The sequence below is a fragment of the Nocardia sp. NPDC055029 genome (assembly GCF_053608525.1).
Genome location: NZ_JBSGVQ010000002.1, coordinates 39,380 through 64,197, shown reverse-complemented (window position 1 = coordinate 64,197; position 24,818 = coordinate 39,380). Strand labels below are relative to the sequence as shown.

Sequence of the window (24,818 nt, the reverse complement as noted above, 5' to 3'; positions counted from 1 at the left end):
CTACAGCTAACACCAACCAGCACAACGAATTACAGGACAGGGCCTAGTCGTTGTTCGCTGTGGGTCTACGCCGTACCCACAGTGAACAACCGCCGACCGACAGCAAAGCTCAGGGGAAAGAACCACGGCGCCAGCCTGTCTCAGGCCGCAAGCATAGCTGTTCGATCAGCAGCTACATCACCAACCCATGGGGTCGCCCCGTGTCGCGCCCGGCCGTCAGCGACGTCGGCCGGCCACCCCACATCGACCTTCCCAGGGCAAGGCATAGGCCGACTCAGAGCTCAGGCAAGGGGCGCTGACTTATGTCGTGCGCCTCGTCCACACTCAACCCGAGCATCCGAAGCAGGTCTTCGGCTACCTGATCGACGGCCGCGGAGTCGTCGCGAGTCGGCTGTTCGTGCAGCAACTGCCCGAGACACAGCGCAGCGCCCGACACGATAACCAGCGCGAGCTCGACATCGCGCACGAAGAATCGACCTGCTCGCACACCCGTTTCGATATCTCGGCGCGCCCGTGCGGCGACTCCTTTGCCCGAGCCCGCGTAAACAAGTCCCTCCGCGAGCAAAACCTTGCTGGCGGTGGGCTCACGCCGATGGAGTCTGCCGGCCAAGCGGAAGCTCTGGGCAAAGACATGCGCCGGATCGTCGATCCCGGCCGTCAGCTCATCCAGCACGGCGCCTAGCCGGTCGAGGACCTCCCCCACCGCCACCTGCAGGAGTTCCTCCCGGCTCGAGAAGTGGTTGTAGAACGACCCCATGCCGACGTCCGCGGCCTGCGTGATCTCCAAAATGGGCACGTTGAGTCTGCCCTGGGCGATGAAGACCTGCGCAGCTGAGACGAGCGCGGCCCGAGTTCGCGCTTTTCGCCGCTCCAGACGATTGGCGCTCGCACCGTCATCCATCATGCCCTCCACTCGGAATCCATCGATCCCGACCTCGCATCAATGATCGCATACTCATAGTTGACGATATCATCCAATAGCCCTTGACTGACAGATACGTCTTGAGTGATGATATCGTCAGTCAAGCGAAGGAGTCACCGATGCATGGCCATCGCGATGCACACGCAGGGATACACAGCGAACACGGCGCCCTACCCGGCGAGCATCCCGGCAGACACCCGAATCCCGTCATCAAGGTCCTCGACCTCGCCTGGCTGGAATTCGAGAAGCCCGACCTGATCCGAGCCGAGGCGTTCGCCCACGCGTTCGGCTTCCGCACCGCGTACCGTGACCAGCACGAACTGCAACTACGCGGCGCCCGCGCAGGAGCTCCGTGCGTCCGGATCCGCCGCGGGGCCGTCTCGCGGTTCACCGGCCCGGTCTTCCACGCCGCCGACCTGACCGATCTCGAGCGGCTGGCGACAGCGCTCGACACCAGGACATTCCCGCTGCAGGAGTCGCTCGGTGGCTGGACGGTCGGCACGACGGACCCCAGCGGCCTCCGGGTGCGCGTGGTGGCCGAAACGCATCGCCTCGATCCCCTACCGACCCCTGCCCCGCTGGACTGGAACCGCGGGGACGAAACGATACGAATCAACAGGCCCCAGCGACCGCCGCGCGAACCCGCACCGATCCAGCGACTCGGACACGTCGTTGTACAGACCACTCGCTATCGGGAAACCCTCGACTGGTACCTCCAGTACCTCGGCCTCATCGTCAGCGATTTCCTCTACTACGACCGGCAACGCGAACGTGGCCCGGTTATGAGCTTCATCCGCTGCGACCAGGGGTCGATCCCGACCGATCACCACACCCTCGCCCTGACCCTCGGGCCGAGCAACCGGTACGTGCATTCCGCCTTCCAGGTGCCCGACCTCGACACCCTCGCCGCAGGCGGCGCCTACCTGCACGACCACGGCTACCACCACTCCTGGGGCATCGGCCGGCACGTCCAAGGCAGTCAGATCTTCGACTACTGGCGAGATCCGGACGGATTCATGGTGGAGCACTTCAGCGACGGCGACCTGTTCGACAACACCGAGGCACCCGGCTGGGCTCCGATGACCGCCTCGGGCCTCGCGCAGTGGGGACCGCCCGCCACCGCCGACTTCCTCGGAGTCGCACCCGGTCGGCACGCCGCGGCAGAACTCGGCGCGATGGTCAGCGCACTCCGTGAAGAAGACAACGAATTCGACCTCCGCCGCCTCGTCGGCCTGATGAAAGTAGCTCGCTCATGACACACACCGTTCTCCGGACAATCGACGGCTGGTGGCTGCACACCGGCGCGGGCGCGGCCCGCATCGAGACCAGCGCCACCACGACCGCCGAGCTGCTCGCCGACCGTGCCACGATCGCCGATGCCGCCCGCAACGCCGACCTGGTCCCGGTACACGAGCTCGCGTTGCTGTCCCCGGTGACGACCCCCTGTCGAGTGGTCGCTCAGATGACGAACTTCGCCTCCCACGTGAAGGATTCCGGCGGCGATCCCGACTCGGTACCACTCACCTTCTTCAGGAAGACATCGGGATCGATCAGCGGGCCCCACGACGACGTCATTCGTCCGAGCCACGTGCGGCTGCTGGACTACGAAGTCGAGATCGGGCTGGTGTTCGGCAAGGAGATGCCCGTCGGTGCCGAGATCGACGCCGACAACCTCGGCGACTACATCGCAGGACTCGTCGTCACCAACGACATCTCCGCACGCGACGTGCAATTGCCGCAAACCCAGTACTACGAGGGAAAGTCGTACCCGACCTTCACCCCGACGGGCCCCGCGCTGGTACTCCTGGAAGACGGCGAGCTGGAACGGTTCGTCGACCTGCGGCTGCGGCTGTGGGTCAACGGCGACAAGCGCCAGGACATGACCGTGGCCGACATGATCTACAAGCCGCTCGACACCGTGCGGGCGCTGTCCCGGTTCCAGCGCATGGACGCCGGAGATCTGCTCCTCACCGGCACCCCGGTGGGGACCGCGATCAGCGCGCCTGCCAAGCCGGTGGAGGTCATCGGCGCGATGCTGCCGCCCAAGATCAAGTGGAAGCTGTTCTTCGACCGCCAGGCCAAAAACTCGAAGTATCTCCAGCACGGTGACGTCATCGAAGCGGCGATCGCCACCGACGACGGCGCCGTCGATCTGGGCAGGCAACGTACGGCTGTGCGGTACGCACGGTGATCGCCTGGTCGGCACTCCCTGGTCGGATATCCGCACCTCGCGGCACCAGCGACAGGCCGACGGCATGAGCACTTCGATCGTGCCCGTCGCCATCGTGGGCGCGGGACCGACCGGTCTCACTGCGGCGACCCTGCTCGCGCAGTACGGAATCGAGTGTGTCGTCCTCGAGCGCTGGCCCGGTGTGTACCGCGGGCAGTACACCTCGACGGTGAGGTACGCCGGATTCTCACCAGGCTGGGCGTGGGCGAGGCTTTCGACGCGACATCGCGACCCGCTCTGGGCCTACGACTTCTGGACAGCGTCGACCATGAGGTCCTCGCACAGTTCGACCGAGATCCGAACGGTGGCTCCAACGGCCACGTCGAGGCCAACCTGTTCGATCAGCCGGTACTGGAAGCACTGTTGCGAGACAACCTCGGCCGGTACCCGTCGGTGACGATGCGGGGCGAGGTCGAGGTCACCGGCGTCATCGACGAGATCGACAGCGTCCGAGTCGAATACACCGATCGATCCACCGGCGAACCGAGCAGCATCCGGGCGCGGTACGTACTCGGGTGCGATGGCGCCAACAGCAGGGTTCGCGACGCGATCGGTACCGAGCTGCGCGAGGGTAGCTTCCGGCAACGATGGCTGGTGGTCGACATCCGCACCGCGGCGGACCTCGGTCAATGGGACGGCATCCAGCAAGTCTGCGATGCCACGCACGCCGCCACCTTCATGCGTATCGGCGACACCCGATACCGTTGGGAATTCCGGCTCGACGACGGCGAGAAGGCGGCGGACTTCCAGGACATCGCGCAGCTCCTGCCGCGACTCCGACCTTGGCTCGACGGCGTACCGCTCGATGCCCTCGAGCTCGTCCGAGTCGCGGAGTACACCTTTCGTGCCGCGCTCGCCGACCGCTGGCGTCTCGGCCGGATCTTCATCCTCGGTGACGCGGCGCATCTCTCGCCCCCGTTCATCGGTCAGGGCATGGGCGCCGGCCTTCGCGATGCCGCCAACCTGTCGTGGAAACTCGCCGCAGTGCTGCAGGGGCGCTTGTCCGACGACATGCTCGACACCTACGAGATCGAGCGTAAGCCGCACGCACAAGCCATGATTCGCCTGGCGCGGACCGTCGGCGTCGTCATGTCCGCGGGCGGCCGGCTCGGTGACCGGGTACGCCGCGGCGTAGGCATCTGCGCTCGATACATGCCGCTGGTGTCTCGCCTCGTCGCCTCCGGTGAGACACCCGCGCTCCACCGCAGCGCCCTGGTCGATGCTCCGCGCCGGTACCGCGGAGCGGTCGGCCGACTGATCCCCAACCCGGGGCTCGCCGATGGCCGCCGTCTCGACGACCTCATCGCGGGCCGGTACGCGGTGGTCACCGACGTGCCGATCGATGCCGCCCTGCGGCGAGAGCTCGAGAGCCGTCATGCCGTTGTCGTGGAGGCGACCTCGTCCGCGATCCTGAGCCGGTGGCTGCGGGGTTACGGCGCGGGAGCCGTTCTCGTCCGGCCGGACGGAACCATTCAGCAGGCGGGCAGCGAGTCGTCTGCGCTGTCTCGCGGGGTCGTGCGGCTCGACCGGCCGGCCCGCGTCTGACGAGATCGAAATCCCTACCCCCCGACAACTGTTCGCAGCAGTCGATTTCAAGTGAAAGAGAGTCCATTGCCTGTCACCCACACCGGGTTCGATTCGGTCGGCGCCCGATTTCTGGCCCAGTGCGACCGTAACCCTCAGGCAGAAGCGTTTCGGTACCCGGATCACGCTGACAACTGGCAGTCGCTGACGTGGTCCGAGACCGCGGTCCGAGCGCGCGAGCTCAGCGCCGCGCTGCTCGGCATGGGCGTCCGCGCCGAGGATCGGGTGGCTGTCGCCAGCTCGACCCGAATCGAGTGGGTGCTCGCCGACCTCGGCATATCGTTGGCCGGGGCGGCCGCGACAACCGTCTATCCCACGACGAACCCGGAGGACGTCGCCTTCATCCTCACCGACTGCGGCGCCGCGGTCGCGTTCGTCGAGAACGTCGAACAGCTGCGGAAGCTGCGAACAGAATCCGGCTTCGTCGGGGCGATCCGGCAGGTCGTCCTCTTCGACGGTGACAGCTCCGAACCCGGGGTGCTGTCGTGGACAGCGGCGATCGAGGCCGGGCGGCAGTACTTGACAGCCAACCCGGCCTCGATCGACGAGGCACTGGCACAGCTCGCCCCCGACCACCTGGCGACCATCATCTACACCTCGGGCACGACCGGGCGCCCGAAGGGTGTCGAGCTGACCCACGGGAACTGGCTGTATCTGGGAGCAGCGGTCGCCACCGAGGAGGTGGTACGGCCGGACCACGTGCAGTTCCTGTGGCTGCCGCTGTCCCACGTCTTCGGAAAGCTGCTCCTGGCGGCGCAGTACGAGATCGGATTCATCACCGCCATCGACGGCCGGCTGGACAGGATCATCGACAATCTTCCGGTCATCCAGCCCACGTTCATGGCAGCCGCACCTCGCATCTTCGAGAAGATCTACAGCCGGGTCGCCACCACCGCCACGGCTTCCGGCGGGCTCAGCGCGGCGGCCTACCGGTGGGCCTTCTCGCTCGGCATCGCCGCGGTGCGAGGCCGGCAGTCCGGAAAGCGGATCCCACCCTGGCACTCGGCCGCGCTCGCGATCGCCGACCGGCTCGTGTTCTCCCGCATCCGCTCGCGGTTCGGCGGCAACCTCGAATACCTCGTGTCGGGCAGTGCGGCATTGGCGCCCCAGATCGCGGAGTGGTTCGAGGCCGCAGGACTACCGATCCTCGAAGGCTACGGGCTGACCGAAACCACGGGAGCATCGTTCGTCAACCGGCCGGGCACCGCACAGATCGGCACCGTCGGAACAGCCTTCCCCGGCATGGAAGTCGACATCGCCGAGGACGGCGAGATTCTCCTGCGCGGTCCGGGCGTGATGCGCGGCTACCACAACCTCCCCATCCAAACAGCCGCGGTGATCTCACCCTCCGGCTGGTTCTCGACAGGCGACATCGGTCAGGTCGACGAGTCCGGCTTCCTCACCATCACCGATCGAAAGAAGGACCTCGCCAAGACCAGCGGGGGCAAGTACATCGCGCCGACAGCCATCGAGTCGGCCGTGAAGTCCGCGTGCCCGATCGTCTCGCAAGCTGTCGTCATCGCCGACGGGAGACACTTCGCCAGCATTCTGCTCGCCCTGGATACCGCGGTGACCGCATCGATGCAGCAGGAAGCGATTCGCGACACCGTCCGGACCTCGATCGATGCGGTGAACGCGTCGCTGAATCGCTGGGAAACGATCAAGGAGTACCGGATCATTCCCCGCGAGCTCAGCGTGGAAGCCGGCGAGCTCACGCCGAGCTTGAAGGTCAAACGTGCCGCGGTCGTCGCCAATCACGCCGCGCTCATCGACGAAATCTACGGCCGAAGTTAGATTCCAAGCGCGAGTCCGGATGAGGGGCATCACGTTCGACGCATATGTCGCTCGCCTATGCCCCTCATCCGCCCTGCCCGCGACGATCGATCGGTACGTCGACGCCCTCACTCGACGTACATGAGATACCACCGTCACACATCTGCGCACGAATCGGTACTGAATGTACGATCAGTTATGATTCTTGCGGCAACTCGAGGTGGAGGGCAGATGACAGCCGAACAGATCGCACCCACGCGTACCGATCGCCGCAGGGAACGCACGCGCAACGCATTGCTCGGCGCGGCGCGGAAGTTCCTGTCCGAAGGCCAGTCGGCGGTGAGCATCAAGGAGATCACCGACGCCGCGGACGTCGGTTTCGGATCCTTCTACAACCATTTCGATTCCAAGGAACAGCTCTTCGACGAGGCCGTGCAGTCCGCGCTGAAGGTCTACAACGAGATGCGGGACCACATCGTGGCCCGCTACGACGACCCCGCGGAGATCTTCGCGGTCAGCTTCCGGCTGACCGGTCGGCTGCAACGCCAGCTCCCGGAGATGGTGCGCGTCGTCCTCCACTCCGGCATGGGAGTGATGCTGCGCGATCAAGGGCTCGCACCCAGCGCGCGCCAGGACATCATCGCCGCCCAGGAGGCCGGGCGCTTCGAACCGATGGATCCCGATCTGGCCATCATGGCGGCGGGCGGAACACTGCTCGGACTGCTCCAGCTGCTCGACGCCAAACCCGACGCGGACGCGGCCGCACTCGCCGACGAGATGACCTATCGAGCCCTGCGCATGTTCGGCATGAACAAGCGGTCCGCGCAACGCCTCAGCTCCGCCCCGCTGCCCGAGCTGCCCACCAACCCCGACCTGCCCCTGCAGACCGGGGCGTAGGCCGCTGAGTCAGGCCCGCCGAGAGGCCGCCCGCGCGATCGCCCCGAAGGCGCGCCTGCGCAGCTCGCGGCGCGTCCGTGTCAACAGCGGAGCCGTCGGCACGGCGGCCGGTGCTCCGCCGAAGCGGGGAAGCAGCGCGGCGGCGTTGCCGTGGCGGATCGCGTCTCGAGCGTCTCGGCTGACACCGTCGAACTCCCCCAGTCCGGCATCGAACCAGGCCACTGCGGCCTGTGGCGCGAAGGGCCAGTCACTGCCGTAGAGCACGTGACCGGGATCGGCGAAGGCCAGCAAGCTCGGCAGCGCCGCCGCGCTCGAGGACAATGCGGTGTCGAAGTAGAAGCCGGCGAACTCCTCGAGCACCTCGACGGGACTGCGCCCGGTCTCGCTGAAGATCGCCAGCGCCATCCGGTGCGCGGCGTATGGTACGAACCCGCCGCCGTGGCTGAGGATGAACCGGATATTGGGATATCGTCGGCGAATCTCATTGCGGACGAGCAGGTACGCGGCGCGACTCGTGTCGAGCAGGAAGTCGGTGGCGAAGGGCGGCACTCCGTCCACGGTCGGTCCCGGCACATCCGCCGGATGCACGAACACCACCGCCGAACGCTCGTCGAGCACCCGGAACAGCGCGTCCTGGTTCGGCTGCCCGACGTACACGCCGCGCGCGTTGCTCAGCAGCACCACACCGTCGGCGTTGAGGGTGTCCAGTGCCCGCGTCGCCTCCGCGGCAGCCGCATCCACGTCCGGCCACGGAACCGTCGCGAAGAAGCCGAAGCGGTCGGGCTCCTGGTCTGCGACGGCCGCGGAGAAGTCGTTCACGGCACGGGCGAGGGTCGCGGCGTCGTCCGGGTCGGCCAGAAAGCTGGTTCCCGGGGTCGACACCGACAGCACCGCCGCCCCGATCCCGGATTCGTTCATCATCTCCCGGGCAGAGTCCACCGACCAGGCCGGTACCTCGCGTCCACCCGCGGCGCTGATCCCCTGACTGATCAGCGCCTCCCGATACATGGGCGGTATCAGGTGCTGATGTACGTCGATCCGATCCATGGACAGCAGCTTCCTCTCATCTCCGTTGCGTTCGTCACGTGACGAAGGCAACGGCATTCTTTGATAAGTTCATCATATATGAGTGATGTGTCATCCGCATCCTTCTGTTCCGAACTTCCAGGACTGGGCAGGCAACGCCCTGTCGGTGACGGCATCGAGTGCAGGAGCTACTGCATGGCGGCCCGCACCTTCTCCACGGCCGAGTTGAAGACGGCCTCGAACGCGCTCTCGCCGCCCCCTGCCAGATTCTCGGCGCGAACGACGATGGTCATGCCGCCGATGACTGCGCACCCGGTGTAGGAGCTCGTGGCCATGGCCTGCTGCCCGACCACATCGGAACGGACCGCGGTGTGGAATGCGGTGGCACCCAGCGCATTCAGATCGCCGGGCGTGGACAGGGTCGAAATGTCCACGCTCGTGCTGCTCACTTCTTTGCCCAATACCGATGCGGACACAGTCATCTGTCCGCATCGGGCAAGGATGTCCGAGATCGAGGCCAGGTCTACGGCCGTGTCGGAGATGACTTCCGTGAAGACGATGCCATCGACGGTCTGCGCGCCCGCGAATGACGCATTGCCGGTGAGCTGCTGCAGCTGATTCGCGAGGTCCTTCTGCGCCGGTCCGCATTCTGCCGGCATCACGGTCAACGGTCCGGCGGTGGTGCTCCAGTCAGCGACCCCCGCCGCGGTGGCGAATCCGTCGGCGATCCGGTCTTCCGATACCTCGACCGGGGAAGATCCAGCGGGCAGTTCACTCGACGTCAGCAGCAGCTGATCCCGAGCTTCGTCCGAGCTTGCTTGCGTGCCCGAGGTGAGCCCGGCGGTACCGGCGGCGCAGCCCCCGACCAGCAACGCGGTGCAGACCACCGCGCCGGCCCACCAGCGCCCAATCCGTCGTCGTGCAATCACGTTGTCCACTCCTTGTCACCGGTTGGGGTCGAATGCTTCGGTTCCGAACACGAGGCGCAGCCCGGAGATCCCGGAATGCGCTCGTGCGTAGGCGAATTCACGACTGAGGTCGCCGATGTTGTTGACGATGGGGAGCCCGATCCCCATCGTCGAGAGCGTGCCGACGGCCCGTCCTTCGCTGTCGAGGAAGGCGGCCCCGCTGTCGCCCGGAATACCGGGGGTCGGCGATTTCAGCGCGTGGGACCAACCGCCGAGAGAGCTGTCATCGGCGAAGCTCTCGCCTCGCTGGGGCGACAGCGCCGCGAGACCGGCGCGCAAGCTCGAGTTCCCATAGCTGTAGACGCGGTCCCCCGCGGGCGTGCCGGTGGTGTTGAGCCCGGTCGGGCCACCCCAGTAGGGCAGGCTCGGGTTGACCTGATCGACGAGTGCGGGGTCGATCTCGATGAGCGCGAAGTCGTTGTACGCACACGCGTTTCGATCTGCCTCACCGAGTTGCTGCATGGTCAGCCAACTGCTGTAGGCCAGCCGGCCGGTACCGATGTTGGTGCCGGCGCCGCGGAGTGAGCCATGGCGAGTGAACTGGACAGCGGTGTCGAGCGGCTGACTCGTGGCCTGACATCCGTCGGTTTCGGTGGACTCACCCAGGGTGGCGCAATGCGCGGCCTGGCCGAGATAGACCCCACCGGTGTCGTCGACGAAGACATAGTTCGTCGTGCATTGCCCAGCTCCCTGCGTGTTCGCCTGGATGCCGGGCGTCAAGACCGCGGAGGCGGCAGCCGCCCATCGATGTCCGGCGTCGCCGGGTACGACCGCCTCCACCGGAACGGCACTTGGCGTGGCGTGCGGGGTTCCAGCCGTTGAGTTTCCGTCGCTCTGATGCGTCCCGCCGGGGATGCCACACCCGGCGGCCAACAGCGCGGCGGAGAGCACGACCCCCATCGCGGGCACGGTGACGAGGCGGCGCAGATTCGACATCCCCAACCGCTCCTTTCTGATTCGATTCACTCGATCCGACGCGTACACAGACGTTCGCCGCATCTATTCCGGAGTGGGCTGCTGGTGCGGTGCGAACAGCAGCGCACCGACACCCGCGACAGCGACGATGACGCCCACCGCGATCAATGACGCCGTGAGCCCGTTGATGAAGGCCGACCGCACCGCTTCGGCCAGCGCCGGGCCTTGCGGACCGATCAGACCCGCGACATGGATGCCTGCCGCTGGGGATGACTCCACCGCATGGACGGCTTCCGGCGGCAACTGGTCGACCGATGGCAGTGCCGACTTGTAGTGACTCGCGAAGACCGACCCCATCAGCGCGATACCGACCGCGGAGCCGACTTCGCGGGTCGCGTCGTTCATCGCCGAGGCCACGCCTTGTTGCTCGATCCGCAATGATCCGACGATGACCGCGGTGCCGACGGTGCTCGTCAGACCGACGCCCAGCCCTGAGACAATCAGGCCGCCGAAGAACGGGAGGTAGCCGGAGTCGACCTCCAGGAACGACAACGCGAGCATGCCGGCGGCGAGCAGCAACAGCCCGGCACCCATCACCGCCTTGATCCCGACAATTCGGGTCAGTCGCGGAGTGAGGACGCTGGTCGGCAAGACCACCACGGCGATCGGGACCAGCGCCAGGGCGCTCTTCAGCGGGCTGTAGCCCAGGATCAGCTGCAGGTACTGCAGTCCGACGAAGAAGAACCCGAAGACGGCCATGAATTGCACAAGGATCGTGATCGCGCCGGCCCGGAATCCCGGGATTCCGAACAGCCGTGGGTCCAGCAATGGGTGGTTGTTGCGGAGCCCCAGCACCGCGTACAACGTCAACGCGACCGCCGAAACCGCGAGGCTCACAACGACGGGCCAGCTCGTCCAGCCCGCCTCGCTGCCCTCGATGATTCCGTACACGAGTGCGCCGATCGCTACCGCACTGGTCCACGCCCCCGGGTGGTCGAGCGGATGCCGTTCCTCATCCTTGGTGTTGGGGGCCAGGATCAGCGCCGCCAGTCCGCCGAGAACGGCGACCAGGGCACTGGTGACGAAAATCGAGCGCCAACTCCACTGTTCGAGAAGGAGTCCCGCGCCGAGCAGGCCGATGATCGCGCCGGCTGCCGCGAATCCCGACCAGATCGCGACACCGCGGTCCCGGCGGTTGGCGGGAAAGGCCGCTGTGATGGTCGACAGCGTTCCAGGCATGATCATGGCGGCGCCGACGCCCATCACGGCGCGCCATCCGATGAGCAATTCGGTGGTGTCGACCGAGGCAGCGGCAAGGGACGCGATCGCGAATACGATCGTGCCCGCGATCAGGATATTCCGGCGACCGAATCGGTCGCCGAGTGCGCCGATCGGTAGCACGAGCGCGGCTAGGGCAACGGTGTACGCGTCTGCGATCCAGGTCAGCGATGTCGTGGACGCCGAGAGGTCGATGGCCAGGTCCGGCATCGCCAGGTTGAGCGCCGACACCGAAGCGACAACCAGCACCAGACAGGTGCACATCGCGAAGAGGACTCCCCCGGTACCGGCCCGTCCGGCAACCGCGTTACCGGACGACGGCAAAGCCCGCGACGCGAGTGGTTCGTAACCCATCTTTCCTCCTGACAGACGTATCGAGCTCGAGCAGTGCGTGTGGCCGGCCCTGGACAACCGGCCCGAAGAGCAGGCCTTCCGTTCACCGATCCGTATAAGGCACGCAGCACGCGGCCATGGTGACTATTTCATCAATAATGATGTCAACATCCAACCAGGGCAATGATAGATCGCTCATGAGTGACGGACATCATCCATACCGTTCCAGTTTTGAGCTCGCAGACCCGACCACCCGCCCCCATGCCGAGCAAGTCACGCAGCCTCACGGTCGATTCGAGCACCGAGCAGAAGGCCGGGAGCGCGACCGGGTGCGGGCATCGATCGGACGCGGTGCCACCCACAAGCCGAGTCATCGGTCAAATTTGATGGTTTCATCACCTACTCTGCTGTTTGCTTCTATCATCTGTGACCATCTCATCACTTCTTTCGGTTCGAAGGGATCTAATGCTGGCCAGAAACAGGACCAGGGTCCGATGGCGATATGGGTTGGCGGGTGGGGCGGCCGCCCTTGCACTCAGCGGCTGCGCATCCCTGCCCGAGTCGACACCCGCAACCGAGATCACGGCCGACTTCGAGAACATCGCCGGCATGTACGAGGGCAACGACGTCATGGTCCTCGGACTGGCCGTCGGAAAGGTCGACAAGATCATTCCCAAGGGCACCTACGTCGAGGTCCACATGACCATCGACGGCGGAGTGAAGATCCCCAAGGAAGCGATCGCCGCGATCATCTCGCCCTCGATCGTGACCGACCGCCACATCGAGATCACCCCGCCCTATACCGGCGGTGAGGCGATGAAGTCCGGTGAGCACCTGCCCAAGGCGCGCACCCGCACCCCGGTCGAGCTGGACACGATGATCAAGACCATCGACCAGTTCTCCGCCTCACTCGAGCCCGAACCCGGCCATGAAGGACTCGGCCCGCTCTCGGGCCGGGTGCTCTACCCGGTACTCAACGGCAACGGCCAGAAGATCCGCGAAACCCTCGACGCCCTGTCCTCGGCGTTGAAGGTCGGTATCGACAACAAGGACGCCATCTCCACCATCATCATCAAGCTCAACGAGCTGACGACGATGCTGGCCGACAACGACCAGTCCGTGCGCGATTTCAGCAACCGGATGACCGCCATGTCGGGGCTACTGGCCGAACAGGCCCCCGGCCTGCAAGCCACCCTCGATCAGCTCAACGCGTTCCTGGCCAACACCAGCACCACATTCGCCGGGCACCAGGACGAACTCGCCGCCTCACTCACCGGCCTGACCAACGTCACCAACCAGCTACGCGCCAATTCCGGCGCGATGATCGAACTCGTCGATATCGTGCCGCTGCTGATGCAGAACATCGACGGAACCATGGACAAGGAGGGACGCTACTTCCGCACTCACGCACTGATCGGTCCAGCGTTGTCGGGTGAGATCATCAGTGTCTTCTGCGAGCGGATCCAGATGCGCGCGGACGGCTGCCGCACGGGGAACATGCAAGACTTCGGTCCCGACTACGGCCTCACAGCCGCGCTGCTAGGTCTGACAAAGTAGCTCGAAATCGCCCTCGCCCCAAGCACGCTCGGCAGTTCAACCTGGATGCCCGCCATCGGGGGCTCTAGCACGACCACGTCGTCGTCGAAGATCCAGAATCCCGCAGAGCCGACATCGCCGCGTTCGTGCACCAAAGGCACGACGCCCAGCGAGATCTGCGGTAGTGCCATCACTTCCACCAGCCGCACGAGCTGGCCGGCCTGCACCTGATGTCAGCTGGGCAGGCCGACCTCGTCGAAAGTCTTGTCGGTACGTATACCGCGGAAGCTGGGGTGTCGGAGCAGACCGTCGGCGCTGATCTCGCGGTCTAGATGACCCGCCGCCGGCCGCGGCGGTGCGGGCCGTGTGGTGACATCGCCGCCACCGCGACCGCCCGGCGCTAGCCTCGACATCATGACTTCCGAATCTCGCGTGTGGGCCGTGACCACGACGTTGCCTACCAAACACGACGCGCACACGATCGCAGCGAGTGTCGTCGGTGATCGTCTCGCCGCTGGTGCCGAGATCGTCAAGCAGGACAGCGTTTTCTGGCACCTCGGGAAAGTCGGCACCGGCCCGGAGTGGAGGTTGACGTTCCGCGTCGCCGCAGCCGGTCGGGACCGTCTCGCCGAACGCATCGCGGAGTTGCATCCGTGGAGCGGGCCCGAGATCAGCGCGACACCGGTGCCGTGGACGATCGAGAAGTACGCCGAGTGGGTTGAAAACCCTACAGTTTCGCAGGAATAGGAGCCCGCGCTGTTGTTGCGCGGGTGAGGAGTTCGGGCCCGGCGGTGACGCCCATGCCGACGCACCGCTGCGCGACCTCTCGGATTCGATTCAATGGCCGCGGAGAACGGTCCCGACGCGGTGAGTATCGGCGAGGTCGCAAGGCTCGCCGGGGTGCACGAGTCCTCGATCTATCGACGCTGGGAGACCCGGGAACACGTCATCCTCCACGCGCTGCTCAGCTTCAGCTCCCAGCACTTGCCGATACCCGACTCGGGGTCGGTGCGTAAGGATTTGATCGAATTCGCCCGCTCGATTGCGACATACCAAGCAGGCCCCCAGGGGATCGCGTTGGCGCGGGCAATGGCTGCGCTGATGACGATTCGGTGCTGGCAAGCAGTCGGATCGAGTTCTGGCAGTCACGATTAGAGCTCGCACGGGTAATGATCGACCGTGCCGTAGCGCGGGGCGAAGTTCCCGAAACCGTCGACGCAGCAATGGCTCTGGAGGCGTTGATCGCGCCAGTGCACTTTCGTGCACTACTGACCCACCAGCCGATTGACGAACCCTTCCTCGAGCGTGTGGTCGATCAACTGCTCCAAGGGATCGGCCGATAGGAGCCCCGGTCTCGGGCATGAGCTGTCCGGGCGCCTGCGAGTTCCGGATCAGTCAGAAGTCCTCCGAATTGCCGGGAACCTACACCTAGGAAACGCCGCCTCTTCTCAGCTCAGAGCGAAGTCCGCCTCGACTACCAGTCGGCCAGAGCAGATTCGCAGGTCGCCCGCGTTCCCTTCTTCGATGTGCCCCGCCGAGGGTGGCTGACAATGATGCACCCGAGAGTCTTCCACGCCGTGGGAGCCGCCGACAGGAGCCTCCGAGGGGGGTTCGAGATCGTGGTCGCCGAAGGCGCTGATGGCGAGACGCTCGCGCGATGCCAAGCCGAGGTGCTGTGGGAGTCCGGGGTGGTCGGAGACGGCCGCGGGCTCCGGTAGTCCCGGGACAGGGCGACGGTGCGCCCGGGCAGTCGGTAGACGACGTGGGAGCCGGACCTATCACTGCACACCTGCGGGATTCGAGCCGGTTTCACCGTGGGCCGGGCGTGAAACCGCGGCGGAACCACGGTGAATCCGAGGGCGCGCACTCTTCTTCTCGACAGCGACCGAGTGGTCGCGAACAAGGAGAAGATCATGAGCACCAAAGCAATTCGCGCCGGCATCGCCGCACTCGTCGTCGCCACCACCGCCATCGGCACCGCCGCTTGCGGCACCACCGCCGCCACGCCGGCCAACGCCACCCCCGAAGCCAGTCAAGCCGTCCAGCAGGCTCTCGAGCGTGCGGTCGCCACCGGTCTGCCGGGAGCCGCGGCCGAACTGCGTGATGGCGATCGTTCCTGGTGGGGCCGAGCAGGTGCCGGCGATATCACCGACGGCCGCCAGCAGCGGGCCGAGGACCGTATTCGGGTCGGCAGCATCTCCAAGGCGTTCACCGCTTTCATGACACTGCGTCTTGTCGCCGAGGGCGAACTGAGCCTCGACGACACCGTGGAGAAGTGGTTGCCCGGCCTGGTGCAGGGCAATGGCAATGACGGCGGCGCGATCACACTGCGGCATCTGCTGAACCACACCAGCGGTCTGCGGAACTTCCTGGAGGATCAGACGATATTCGACAACTTCGTCGGCCAGAACTACCTGGAACACCGTTTCGACAACCTGGGACCGGTCGAAATCGTCGAGATCGCAGTGAAGTTCCCGCCCTACTTCGCCCCCGGCGGCGGCTTCCGCTACTCGAACGTCAACCACGATCTGCTCGGCCTGATCATCGAGAAGGCGACCGGGCGAACCTTCGCCGCGGAACTCGAACGACTGGTCGTCGTGCCGCTCCAGCTGTCCGGCACCTACCTGCCGCCGGACGGGGAATTCACGATTCGCGGTCCGCACTCGCGCATGTACTCCAACCTCGCCAGCCTCGACCCCGCCGCCCCGGTCCACGATGTCACCGACATCAATGCCTCCTGGGGCTACGCGGCTGGTGGAATCATCTCCACCACAGCCGATCTCAGCCGATTCCTGGAGGCGATCCTGCGCGGTGAACTATTGCCGGCGGAACTGCACCGGGAAATGTGGACGACTGTGAGCACCGAAGGTGCGGGCTGGATTCCGCAGACCCGCTATGGCGCAGGCATCTTCGAGCAGACGCTGCCCTGCGGCACCACGGCGTACGGCATGGCGGGCGCGATCAACGGCGCCTTTACCTACAGCATGGGCACCCGCGACGGCGAGCGGACCATCGTGGCGACCGTGAACGCCGACCACGGCACCGCGCTGGGTGCGCTGACCGATATCACCTCCGCCGCACTGTGCCCGGCCAAGTAGCCAACTCTCCCGCGATCAGAGGACTTCCACGCCATGACCATTCGCGCCTACACGCTTGCCGCCGCCGCGCTCATCGCCGCGCTCGGGCTGTCCGCGGGCACCGCGTCCGCAGACTCTGCCGAGAGCGTCGGGTTCACCGCGACCAGTGACACCACCACGGCCACCATCACCATCGATAGCGGTTCCATGTCCGTCGAGGACGGGGTATTCAGAATCGAGTCCGCTGGCGGGAAGCTGCTCGCCGGAACCGAATTACGCTTCCGCGTCGACGATTTCGTCTTCCCGATCCACGCCGACATCAGTGCGAATACGGCCACCCTGACCCCGCGGCTCGATCCTGTTCTCGCCAGCTACCAGCCGGTGGCGCTGCCCTTCGAAGACCAGTCGGGCTGGCGCACCCCGTATGAGCGGGAGCAGGCGGCGTGGGCGCGCATGGCCAGCACCATCGGCCTCGGTATCAGTATCGGCGCGCTGGTCGGCGGCATCGGCGGCGCGGCAGTGGGTTGTGTACTGGGCGGACTCGCAGGCGCCACGGTCGCGGCCGCCACCATCGTCGGACTGTTCGGGCCGTTCCTTCCCGCTGCGGCCCTCGGGTGTCTCGGCGGTGCGATGGCGGCCGGCGCGCTCGGCACCATCGCAGGACAGCTGCTGGTGTCGGCCCCGGTGGCGCTCGCTGCGGTGACGCAGTATTTCGCGACCATCAACTCGCCGATGCCCGCATCCGCAAAGTAGCCGGAGTTCGAGCTCACCTAGTGGCGCGCCGATCGGTCGGCGCGCCACTAAGGTGTGAGGGTGAGAATCGAGTTGACGTTCCTGTCCGGGGTAGCGCTGTCCGGCCGGGAGATCCACGGGGCTCGTTCGCGGGCTCTGCTCGCACTGCTCGCCGGTGAGTTGCGGACCGGGGTCAGTGCCTCGGCGCTGGTGGCGGGGATCTGGCTCGATGCCATGCCGGAGAACCCGTCGAAGGCGCTTCAGGTGCTGGTGTCGCGGACCCGCTCGCAGTTGGGTGCCGAACTCATCGCGAGCACATCGAATGGGTATCGCCTGAATCTGGTTCCGGAGCAGGTTGATTCGGCCGCGCTGGAGATCCGGGCGGCGGCGGCACAGCGGCATGCCCGATCCGGAGACCACCTCGCCACCCTCGAACAGGCGGAGGCGGGGCTGGCGCTGTGGGACGGTTCGGTCGAGGAGTATCCCGATCTCGACGATCCGGTGACCGCGCTGCGTGCGAGCCGGGCACCCGCGTATCGGACCTTGCTGCGACTGCGGGCGCTGGCCTTGTCCCGCACCGGCAGGTACGCCGAGGCGGTCGAGCCGCTGATGGAAATCGCGGCGGGTGCGCCGCGCGATGAGGAAGTGCTGGCGGAGTTGCTGCGCGCGGAGGGTGAAACGGCCGGGTCCGCCACCGCGCTCATCCGCTACGACCGCTACCGCAGGGCACTACGCGACGAGATGGGCGCCGATCCCGGTGCGGCGCTGCGAGCAGTCCACCGGGAGCTGCTGCGATCAAGCGAACCCGTTGTGCGAGAAGGTATCCGGCACGATCCGAATCCTTTGCTCGGACGGTCGGACGACATCGCGACAGTGACCGCGCTGCTGCGCTCCGCGCGGGTGGTGTCGATCGTAGGTCCGGGCGGGCTGGGCAAGACTCGCCTGGCACATGCCATCGGCCAGGCGGCCGAGCAACGCACGATACATCTGATCGAGCTGGCCGCCATCGGCAACGACGATACGGTGGCCGCGACGGTGGCCGGCGCGCTCGGTACCGGCGCCACCTCGCCGGCGGGCAGCGGGAAAGGTCTGGTCAGCGGAATCGCCGAAGCTCTGGGATCGGGACCCGCCCTGCTGATTCTCGACAACTGCGAACAGGTCCGCTCCGGCGTCGCCGAACTGGTGAGCGCTCTGGTGTCACTGACCGGCGAACTCCGCGTGCTCGTCACCAGCCGCGCACCGCTGGGTTTGAGCTCCGAGGCCGTGCACGCGTTGCCGGAACTGCCGTCCGGCACCGCCGCCGAACTCTTCGCCCAGCGCGCCCGCGCGGTGCGGCCGGACATCGACCTGCCCCCGGCGGAGGTGGCGGCGCTGTGCGCGCATCTGGACGGACTGCCCCTCGCTATCGAACTGGCAGCGGCCCGGGTGCGCGTGCTGACCGTCGCCGATGTGTCACGTCGGCTCATCGATCGGTTCACGCTGCTGCGGGGAGGATCTCGTGATGCACCGCTACGGCATCGGACCTTGCACGCGGTCGTCGACTGGAGCTGGAACCTGCTCGACAAACAGGGCCGGGCGGCCATGCGGATGCTGTCGGTCTTCCCGGGCGGGTTCACCGCCGAGGCGGGGAATCGGTTGTGCGGCGGCGAGCTCGACGACACCCTGGATCTGCTCGAACATCTGGTGGATCAGTCGCTGATCCAGGTTGTCGAGGCGGCGACCGGCACGCGTTTCCGTATGCTGGAGACCGTCCGGGAGTTCGCCGCTACCCGGCGGGCCGAGGCGGGCGAGGAGGACCGGGCGCGGACCGAATTCCTGGCGTGGGCCCGCGATTTCGGCATCAGTCGCAATGTGAGCGCGTTCACCGGCCTGGTCGATCCTGCCGGGCTGCGCGCCGAACAGGACAATCTGGCGCGGGCGCTCCGGATCGGGTTGGATCGGGCGGACGGGCCGACGGTGGCAGCCGTCTGGGCGACGCTGGGAGGCTGGTGGTACGCCGGGGCGCAATACTCGCGAATCGCGGAGTCGGCGCGCGAATGCGCCTGGGTGCTTTCGCATTTCCGGCCCGGCCCGGAGCTGGTGGAGGTCACCCGGACCGCCGCCGTCGTCTGTGTGCTCAGTGGTGCGACCCAGAGCGGATTCGAATTGAGATCCTTGGTGGTGTTGCGACGCCTACCACCCGCGCTGCCCGACACGCCGGTCCGGGCGATGGCGGCCATCGTCACGGCTGTACCCAAGTTGTCGACCGACCCCGGCCCGCTCGATGAGCGGTGCGCGTCACCGTATCCCCTGCTCGCCGGAATCGCCTGGCTGGTCGCGAGTTTCCGTGCCGAACAATTCGGCGACCGGGATACCGCGCTCACCGCCACCGAGCGCGCGCTCACCGTCCTGGACGGGAGCGCGCAGCGCGCGAACATCGTGTGGCTGCGGTACCAGGCGCACTGCCGGATCGGAAAACTCGCCTTGCTGTCCGAACGCGCCGAACAGGCCAGCACGCACTGCGAATACGCCCTCGGCTTGATCGAGGATGTCGGCCCCCGGCCCGACCGCAATGACCTCATGGTCGCGATGGCCATGGCCGCGCTGCAACTCGGCGACGTCGATACGGCGCAGCGGTGGCTGTCGCGGGTGCCCGATCCAGCCGACCCGTTCGCGCACCCGTACACCCTGGTGGCGAATGCCGAGATCCGATTGGCGTGTGGCGACATCGAGGATGGTCTGTGGCGCTGGCGGGAAATCGCCGGGCTGCTATCGCATCCCGCGAACCCGTTCTACCGGCCGGACCCGCGCGGGGTGCAGGTGTGGGCGCTGGAAAGCCTGTCCGCGATCGTGCTGGCCCACGCCTATCACAGCCGGTTGGATCTGGTCGACGAGCTGGCGGCGGACCTGCCCCGGCAGGTGATCGCGCTGCTGGAGCAACCAGCGGCGCAGCCGGGTGGATTCCTCGCGGAGTTGACGGCCTGCGGGGCCGGCCTGCTGGCGCTCGCCCAGGTGCAGATCTCTCGGGACCAACCGGCGGTCGGAGCCCGTATGGTCGCGCTGGCCGAGCGGCTCGACCCCCCGCGCCAGATCCATCCGACCATGTCCAGCAATCGAACTCGGGTGAGCGCCGAGAACGCCGATAAGGCGGCGTACGTCGAGGCTGTCTCGACGTACGCCGCCTTGGATGTGGCTGGTGTGCGAGCCGAAGCGCTCGACACGGTCCGGGATGGGTTAGGGCTCGCGGTTCAGTAGTTTGGTGGCGCCGAAGCTTGCGGCGGCGGTGATGGCCACACACCAGGCGACGGCGATCAGGCCGTTGTTCCCGATCTCGGTGCCCAGCATCAGGCCGCGCAGGGTTTCCATGACCGGGGTGAAAGGCTGGTGCTCGGCGATCCAGCCCAGCCAGGTCGGCATGGAGTCGGTGGGTACGAAACCGCTGCCGAAGAAGGGCAGGACCATCAGCAGCATGGGCAGATTGGACGCGGTTTCGACGCTGTCGCTGACCAGCCCCATCAGCACGGCGATCCAGGTGATCGCCATGGTCAGCAGCGCCAGTATGCCTGCGGCGCCCAGCCATTCGAGCGGTCCGGCGCTCGGCCGGAATCCGACCACGACCGCGGCGGCGATGACGACCGTGACACTGAGGAAGGTCTGCACCATGCTGCCGACCACATGTCCGGTCAACAGGGATGGCCGGAAGATGGACATGGTGCGGAACCGCGCCACAATGCCCTGTGTCATGTCTGTGCACACCGACACAGCAGTGGCCGTCGCCGCGCCCGAGACCGCCAGCAGCAGAATGCCCGGAGTCACATAGTTGACGTAATCGCCTCGCCCACCGGAGTTTCCGAGCCCGGCTCCGAGGGTGCCGCCGAAGACGTAGACGAACAAGAGGAGGAAGACGATCGGTCCGATGACGAGCGGCACCGTCATGGCGGGGTAGCGCACGATGTGCAGCAGGCTGCGCCGCACCATCATCATGGAATCGGTCAGGGCGTACTTCATCGTGGTGCTCATCGCACGGACTCCTTCGGCTGGCCGGTGAGGGCGAGGAAAACATCGTCGAGATCGGGGGTGTGGATGGACAATTCGGCGGCTTGGATGGCGGCTGCGGACAGCCGGTCGAGCAGGGTATGCAGGGTGTCGACGCCGCCATCGCTCGGAATCTGCAGCGTTAGTTCGTCGTCGTCGCGGGTGGTGGCGCCAAGCAGCAGCGCCGCCGCGGCGAGCGCCCGGGCGTCGGTGAAGCGCAGGTTCACGTGGCCACCCGGTACCAGGCGCTTGAGCTGCTCCGGAGTTCCCTGCGCGACCACCTTGCCGCCGTCGATCAAAGCGATCTGATCGGCCAGTTGGTCGGCCTCCTCCAGGTACTGCGTAGTCAGGAAGACAGTGGTGCCGCCGGCGACCAATTCCCGTACCAAGCGCCAGACCGCACGGCGGCTGCGCGGATCGAGTCCGGTGGTCGGTTCGTCCAGGAACAGCACCTGTGGATCGCCGACCAGGCCCATGGCGATATCCAGCCGTCGGCGCATACCACCGGAATAGGTGGACGCGGGCCTGCGGGCGGCATCCACCAGATCGAACTGCTCGATCAGACGGCTGACGCGTTCCTTGCGTTCGCGCCGCCCGAGGTGGTGCAGCACGGCCATCATGGCCAGGTTCTCCTCGCCGGTGAGCAAGTTGTCCACCGCCGCGAACTGACCGGTGACACCGATGGCGGCCCGGACCTCGTCGGGCTCGCGCCCGACATCGTGCCCCGCGACGCGCAGCTCGCCCGCGTCGGCGGCGATCATGGTGGACAGAGTCTGCACGGTGGTGGTCTTTCCGGCACCGTTCGGACCCAACAGCGCGAAGATGGTCCCGGCATCGACCCGCAGATCGATCCCCGCCAACACCTGGTGGTCGCCGTAGGACTTCCGCAGCCCGGTCGCCGTGATCGCCGGCGGGCGGTTGCTCGTCATGATTCCTCCTCGGATTCGCGACCGGCTCGGTCGCTGTCGAGAGGAAGATTGCGGTACCCCGACTTCACCACGGTTGCCTGACGGTTTCACCGGGTTGCGTACGTGAAACCGCGGGTGAATTCGTCGGCCGCCTCGGCCAGGGAGGCGACCGAGTCGTCGAGGTCGTCTGGGGGTAGTTCCAGCGCCCGGCGGACGCGGCGGCGGCGCGGCGATGATGTGGTTGGCGTAGCAGAGAAAGCCCAGTTCGGTGTCGCGCTCGGCCATCTCGTCGTCGGACAGCCGTGAGGTGGCGATGTTGAACCAGGTCAACGCCTGCTGCAGCGTATTGTCGACAACCCGCCCGCGGCCATGGTCCTCGACCTGAACATGCCCGAACTGGACGGCGTCGCGGTGGTGACCGCGTTGCGCTCGCTGGGCAACGATGTGCCAATCTGTGTGCTCAGCGCTCGGTCGAAGGTCAACGACCGCATCGGCGTGCTCAGTCGAGAGAGAGGTTGCGCAGCTTTGCGCGCATGGGAGTACTCAGGTAATGGCAGAATCGGGTGACGCGAGCAAGGTCGTGTCGTTTTACTCAGACCTGACTCTGCGATAGGCGCAGATGCCGCCGTCATCGCGACGGTTGGATTGGGTAAGTGGCAGTAGAACCCCAGGTGAGATGTCGCAGGTTCGTGCCCTGAGTCACCAACCTGCGACAAATCCCGGTGATCGGCCTGCCACGGCGGTTCAGTCACCACCGGACGTTGGACGAGGCGCCCTCTCGCGCCCCTGAGCGAGCGCCGGGAATCGGTCAGAGCGCCCGCTTCAGCCCGACGTGACTGTTGTCGTACCCGAGCCGCGCATAAAAGGCGTGAGCCCGCTCGCGGACCCGGTCTGTGGTGACCTGCGCGAGTGTCGCACCTCGGTGCCTGCCGTGGTCATGTGCCCACTCGAGCATCGCGGTTCCGATGCCGCGAGAGCGTTCCGAGGCAGCGACCCGGACTCCCTCGATCTGGAGGCGGGTGGCGCCGCCGCGGGACAGCCCCGGAATGATGGTGAGCTGCATGGTGCCGACGATCCGGTCGCCCTCGTCCCGGACCACGGCCAGATAGTGCGACGGGTCCCTGGTGACGGCATCGTATGCCTCCTCGTAGCGGGCGATTTCGAAACCTTCGCGGGTACGGCCGATCTCGTCGTCGGAGAGCAGCGCGACCAGCGTTGGCACGTCGGCACGCCCCGCCCGCTGCACACGATAGATCCGGTCGCCGAGTCGGAGCCGACCACCGACCGAAGCCCGTGCCCGTGACTGCAGTCGGGCGATCAGCGTGTCCAGCCAGGCGCCGACGTGCCGCCGGGCTTCGGGAGTGTCCGGATACCGGCAGCGCAGGTGCAGCCCCGCCTCGTCGAGGATGAACCAGAGCATCACGCCGTCGGTCCGAATCGTCGCGCCGACGTACTGCGCCTCCAATCCGGTCGCGTCGACTCGCACCGGCAGCCGGCGCAGGTCCAGCCACGAAATCGCGAACATCCCCGGCGCCTCGGGCATCCCGCCCCACGGACGCAGGATGTCCTCCAGTGGCCAGGACCCCATCCGGACGGCCTCCTTCACCGCCTCCGCGCTGGCACGGGGATCGGAGTCGGCCGACTCGAGCACCGAGTTGGTGATGAACCACCCCACCGAGTCGTGCCAGGTGGTGTCGTACCGACTGTGCACCGGAAACACGGCCCGCAGTGCGGTGCCGGCCAACTCGTAGGTCACCTCGGTCATCGCCCCCACCACCAGCGCCAAGGTCGAGACGCCGTCGTCGCGGGCCTGCGCCGAGAACGCGGCGCTGTCGTCGACGTCGAGGACATCGCGCACCTCCACGCGCTCCTCCTGCAACGTCGCCTCACCCAGCGGCAGCGGGAACCGTGGCATCACATCGCCGCTGCCCGCCAGCACCTCTGCCCAGCGGCGGTGCACCTCGTCGGGTGCCGGCGGGCGATCCCGCAGCGCGCGGGTGTGCTCCGCGAAGGCGGGTGCGGGCGGCAACGACGGTGCACGACCGCTCTGCACCGCGGCCAGCGCGGTGAGCAGGTCGCGCGCGATCACCAGCATCGACCACATGTCGACGTGCGCGTGGTCGGCGGCGACCACCACGGTCGGCCCTACCGCGGTCTCGAGCACGCAGAGCCGGTACGACGGGCGACCGTACGGTGTACAAGCACGGTCGAGCACGGCGCGGAGCGCATCGTTGACCGCCTGCCCCGGAGCGATCACATGCTCGACCCAGCCGCCGGGGAGGATATCGACCTCGTGCAGCCGAGGCTCGCCGTCCTCGCCCGGCACGAAGACCGACCGCAGCGTGCCGTGCCGCTCGATCACCGCCAGCCAGGCGGTCGCGAACTCGTCGGGCGGTACCGGCGCGGAGAGCCTGAAGGACAACGCCATCCAGGATCCCGCTCGGTCGCCGGCGCCGACGTGGCGTCGTTGGTCGAAGGACACGGGAAGTGACCGGCCCACGCGACCCGCAGTGACGTCGAAGCCCAGCAGGCGGCCGAACGGCAGGCGCAAGTGCGCGACGTTGGTCAGCCGCATGACTGTATCCTAGGCTTCCTCCCGAGCGATCGCCGTCTCACCAGCACCCT

The 24,818-nt window shown here is 66.7% G+C and carries 19 protein-coding genes and 2 pseudogenes; 13 read left to right on the top strand and 8 right to left on the bottom strand.

Features of this window, described 5'->3' with window-relative positions; genetic code table 11:
- Positions 1-274: 274 nt before the first annotated feature.
- Complete coding sequence (locus ACWF9G_RS02130; RefSeq protein ID WP_452513356.1) at positions 275-904, bottom strand: TetR/AcrR family transcriptional regulator; 630 nt, start codon at positions 902-904, stop codon at positions 275-277.
- Between the two features lie 137 nt (positions 905-1,041).
- Between ACWF9G_RS02130 and ACWF9G_RS02125 the strand changes: the two genes are divergently transcribed.
- The 5 genes and pseudogenes from ACWF9G_RS02125 to ACWF9G_RS02105 all read left to right on the top strand — a co-directional run bounded on the left by ACWF9G_RS02125 (position 1,042) and on the right by ACWF9G_RS02105 (position 7,406).
- Positions 1,042-2,178, top strand: coding sequence for a VOC family protein (locus tag ACWF9G_RS02125; RefSeq protein WP_452513016.1), 1,137 nt, complete (start codon positions 1,042-1,044; stop codon positions 2,176-2,178).
- Complete coding sequence (locus tag ACWF9G_RS02120) at positions 2,175-3,113, top strand: fumarylacetoacetate hydrolase family protein (protein WP_379310635.1); 939 nt, start codon at positions 2,175-2,177, stop codon at positions 3,111-3,113. The genes ACWF9G_RS02125 and ACWF9G_RS02120 overlap by 4 nt, the downstream gene beginning before the upstream one ends.
- A gap of 64 nt (positions 3,114-3,177) precedes the next feature.
- Positions 3,178-4,697, top strand: a pseudogene (gene mhpA, locus ACWF9G_RS02115) (bifunctional 3-(3-hydroxy-phenyl)propionate/3-hydroxycinnamic acid hydroxylase MhpA).
- Positions 4,698-4,763: 66 nt separating this feature from the next.
- Positions 4,764-6,530: an AMP-dependent synthetase/ligase gene (locus ACWF9G_RS02110; RefSeq protein WP_452513014.1), complete on the top strand. Its 1,767-nt coding sequence runs from the start codon at positions 4,764-4,766 to the stop codon at positions 6,528-6,530.
- Positions 6,531-6,740: 210 nt separating this feature from the next.
- On the top strand, positions 6,741-7,406 hold the full coding sequence (locus ACWF9G_RS02105; protein WP_379310638.1) for a TetR/AcrR family transcriptional regulator: 666 nt from the start codon (positions 6,741-6,743) through the stop codon (positions 7,404-7,406).
- Positions 7,407-7,415: 9 nt separating this feature from the next.
- Here ACWF9G_RS02105 and ACWF9G_RS02100 read toward each other — a convergent pair whose 3' ends face one another.
- The 4 genes from ACWF9G_RS02100 to ACWF9G_RS02085 all read right to left on the bottom strand — a co-directional run bounded on the left by ACWF9G_RS02100 (position 7,416) and on the right by ACWF9G_RS02085 (position 11,947).
- Positions 7,416-8,453 carry an amidohydrolase family protein gene (locus ACWF9G_RS02100; protein ID WP_452513012.1) on the bottom strand — a complete coding sequence of 346 codons (1,038 nt, stop codon included), beginning with the start codon at positions 8,451-8,453 and terminating at the stop codon, positions 7,416-7,418.
- 167 nt (positions 8,454-8,620) lie between these two features.
- Positions 8,621-9,361, bottom strand: coding sequence for a hypothetical protein (locus tag ACWF9G_RS02095; protein WP_452513010.1), 741 nt, complete (start codon positions 9,359-9,361; stop codon positions 8,621-8,623).
- Positions 9,362-9,376: 15 nt separating this feature from the next.
- The gene (locus ACWF9G_RS02090; RefSeq protein WP_452513008.1) at positions 9,377-10,300 is read right to left on the bottom strand and encodes a hypothetical protein; all 924 of its coding nucleotides are present in this window, start codon (positions 10,298-10,300) and stop codon (positions 9,377-9,379) included.
- Between the two features lie 99 nt (positions 10,301-10,399).
- A complete protein-coding gene (locus ACWF9G_RS02085; protein WP_452513006.1) occupies positions 10,400-11,947 on the bottom strand; it encodes an MFS transporter in 1,548 nt (515 codons plus the stop codon).
- Between the two features lie 444 nt (positions 11,948-12,391).
- Here ACWF9G_RS02085 and ACWF9G_RS02080 point away from each other — a divergent pair, with 444 nt between their 5' ends.
- The 7 genes from ACWF9G_RS02080 (at position 12,392) to ACWF9G_RS02050 (ending at position 20,505) form a co-directional block, all read left to right on the top strand.
- Positions 12,392-13,483, top strand: a complete 1,092-nt coding sequence (locus ACWF9G_RS02080; RefSeq protein ID WP_452513004.1) for an MCE family protein — start codon at positions 12,392-12,394, stop codon at positions 13,481-13,483.
- Between the two features lie 393 nt (positions 13,484-13,876).
- On the top strand, positions 13,877-14,209 hold the full coding sequence (gene cutA, locus ACWF9G_RS02075) for a divalent-cation tolerance protein CutA (RefSeq protein WP_452513002.1): 333 nt from the start codon (positions 13,877-13,879) through the stop codon (positions 14,207-14,209).
- 93 nt (positions 14,210-14,302) lie between these two features.
- Entirely contained in the window at positions 14,303-14,617 is a 315-nt protein-coding gene (locus ACWF9G_RS02070; protein WP_452513001.1) for a TetR/AcrR family transcriptional regulator, read from the top strand.
- A complete protein-coding gene (locus tag ACWF9G_RS02065) occupies positions 14,512-14,805 on the top strand; it encodes a TetR-like C-terminal domain-containing protein (protein WP_452513354.1) in 294 nt (97 codons plus the stop codon). The genes ACWF9G_RS02070 and ACWF9G_RS02065 overlap by 106 nt, the downstream gene beginning before the upstream one ends.
- 570 nt (positions 14,806-15,375) lie before the next feature.
- A complete protein-coding gene (locus ACWF9G_RS02060; RefSeq protein ID WP_452512999.1) occupies positions 15,376-16,560 on the top strand; it encodes a serine hydrolase domain-containing protein in 1,185 nt (394 codons plus the stop codon).
- A gap of 33 nt (positions 16,561-16,593) precedes the next feature.
- Positions 16,594-17,292 carry a hypothetical protein gene (locus ACWF9G_RS02055; protein ID WP_379310646.1) on the top strand — a complete coding sequence of 233 codons (699 nt, stop codon included), beginning with the start codon at positions 16,594-16,596 and terminating at the stop codon, positions 17,290-17,292.
- Positions 17,293-17,352: 60 nt separating this feature from the next.
- On the top strand, positions 17,353-20,505 hold the full coding sequence (locus tag ACWF9G_RS02050; protein ID WP_452512997.1) for an ATP-binding protein: 3,153 nt from the start codon (positions 17,353-17,355) through the stop codon (positions 20,503-20,505).
- Here ACWF9G_RS02050 and ACWF9G_RS02045 read toward each other — a convergent pair.
- Together ACWF9G_RS02045 and ACWF9G_RS02040 are read right to left on the bottom strand one after the other, a co-directional pair.
- Positions 20,485-21,270, bottom strand: a complete 786-nt coding sequence (locus ACWF9G_RS02045) for an ABC transporter permease (RefSeq protein ID WP_452512995.1) — start codon at positions 21,268-21,270, stop codon at positions 20,485-20,487. The genes ACWF9G_RS02050 and ACWF9G_RS02045 overlap by 21 nt on opposite strands.
- Complete coding sequence (locus ACWF9G_RS02040) at positions 21,267-22,214, bottom strand: ATP-binding cassette domain-containing protein (RefSeq protein WP_379310092.1); 948 nt, start codon at positions 22,212-22,214, stop codon at positions 21,267-21,269. Before ACWF9G_RS02040 ends, ACWF9G_RS02045 begins: the two co-directional genes overlap by 4 nt.
- A gap of 306 nt (positions 22,215-22,520) precedes the next feature.
- On the opposite strand from ACWF9G_RS02040, the pseudogene ACWF9G_RS02035 reads away from it, so the two are divergent.
- Positions 22,521-22,694: pseudogene (locus ACWF9G_RS02035) on the top strand (response regulator); the annotation flags it as partial.
- Positions 22,695-23,001: 307 nt separating this feature from the next.
- Here ACWF9G_RS02035 and ACWF9G_RS02030 read toward each other — a convergent pair.
- On the bottom strand, positions 23,002-24,768 hold the full coding sequence (locus tag ACWF9G_RS02030; RefSeq protein ID WP_452512993.1) for a GNAT family N-acetyltransferase: 1,767 nt from the start codon (positions 24,766-24,768) through the stop codon (positions 23,002-23,004).
- Positions 24,769-24,818 lie beyond the last annotated feature (50 nt).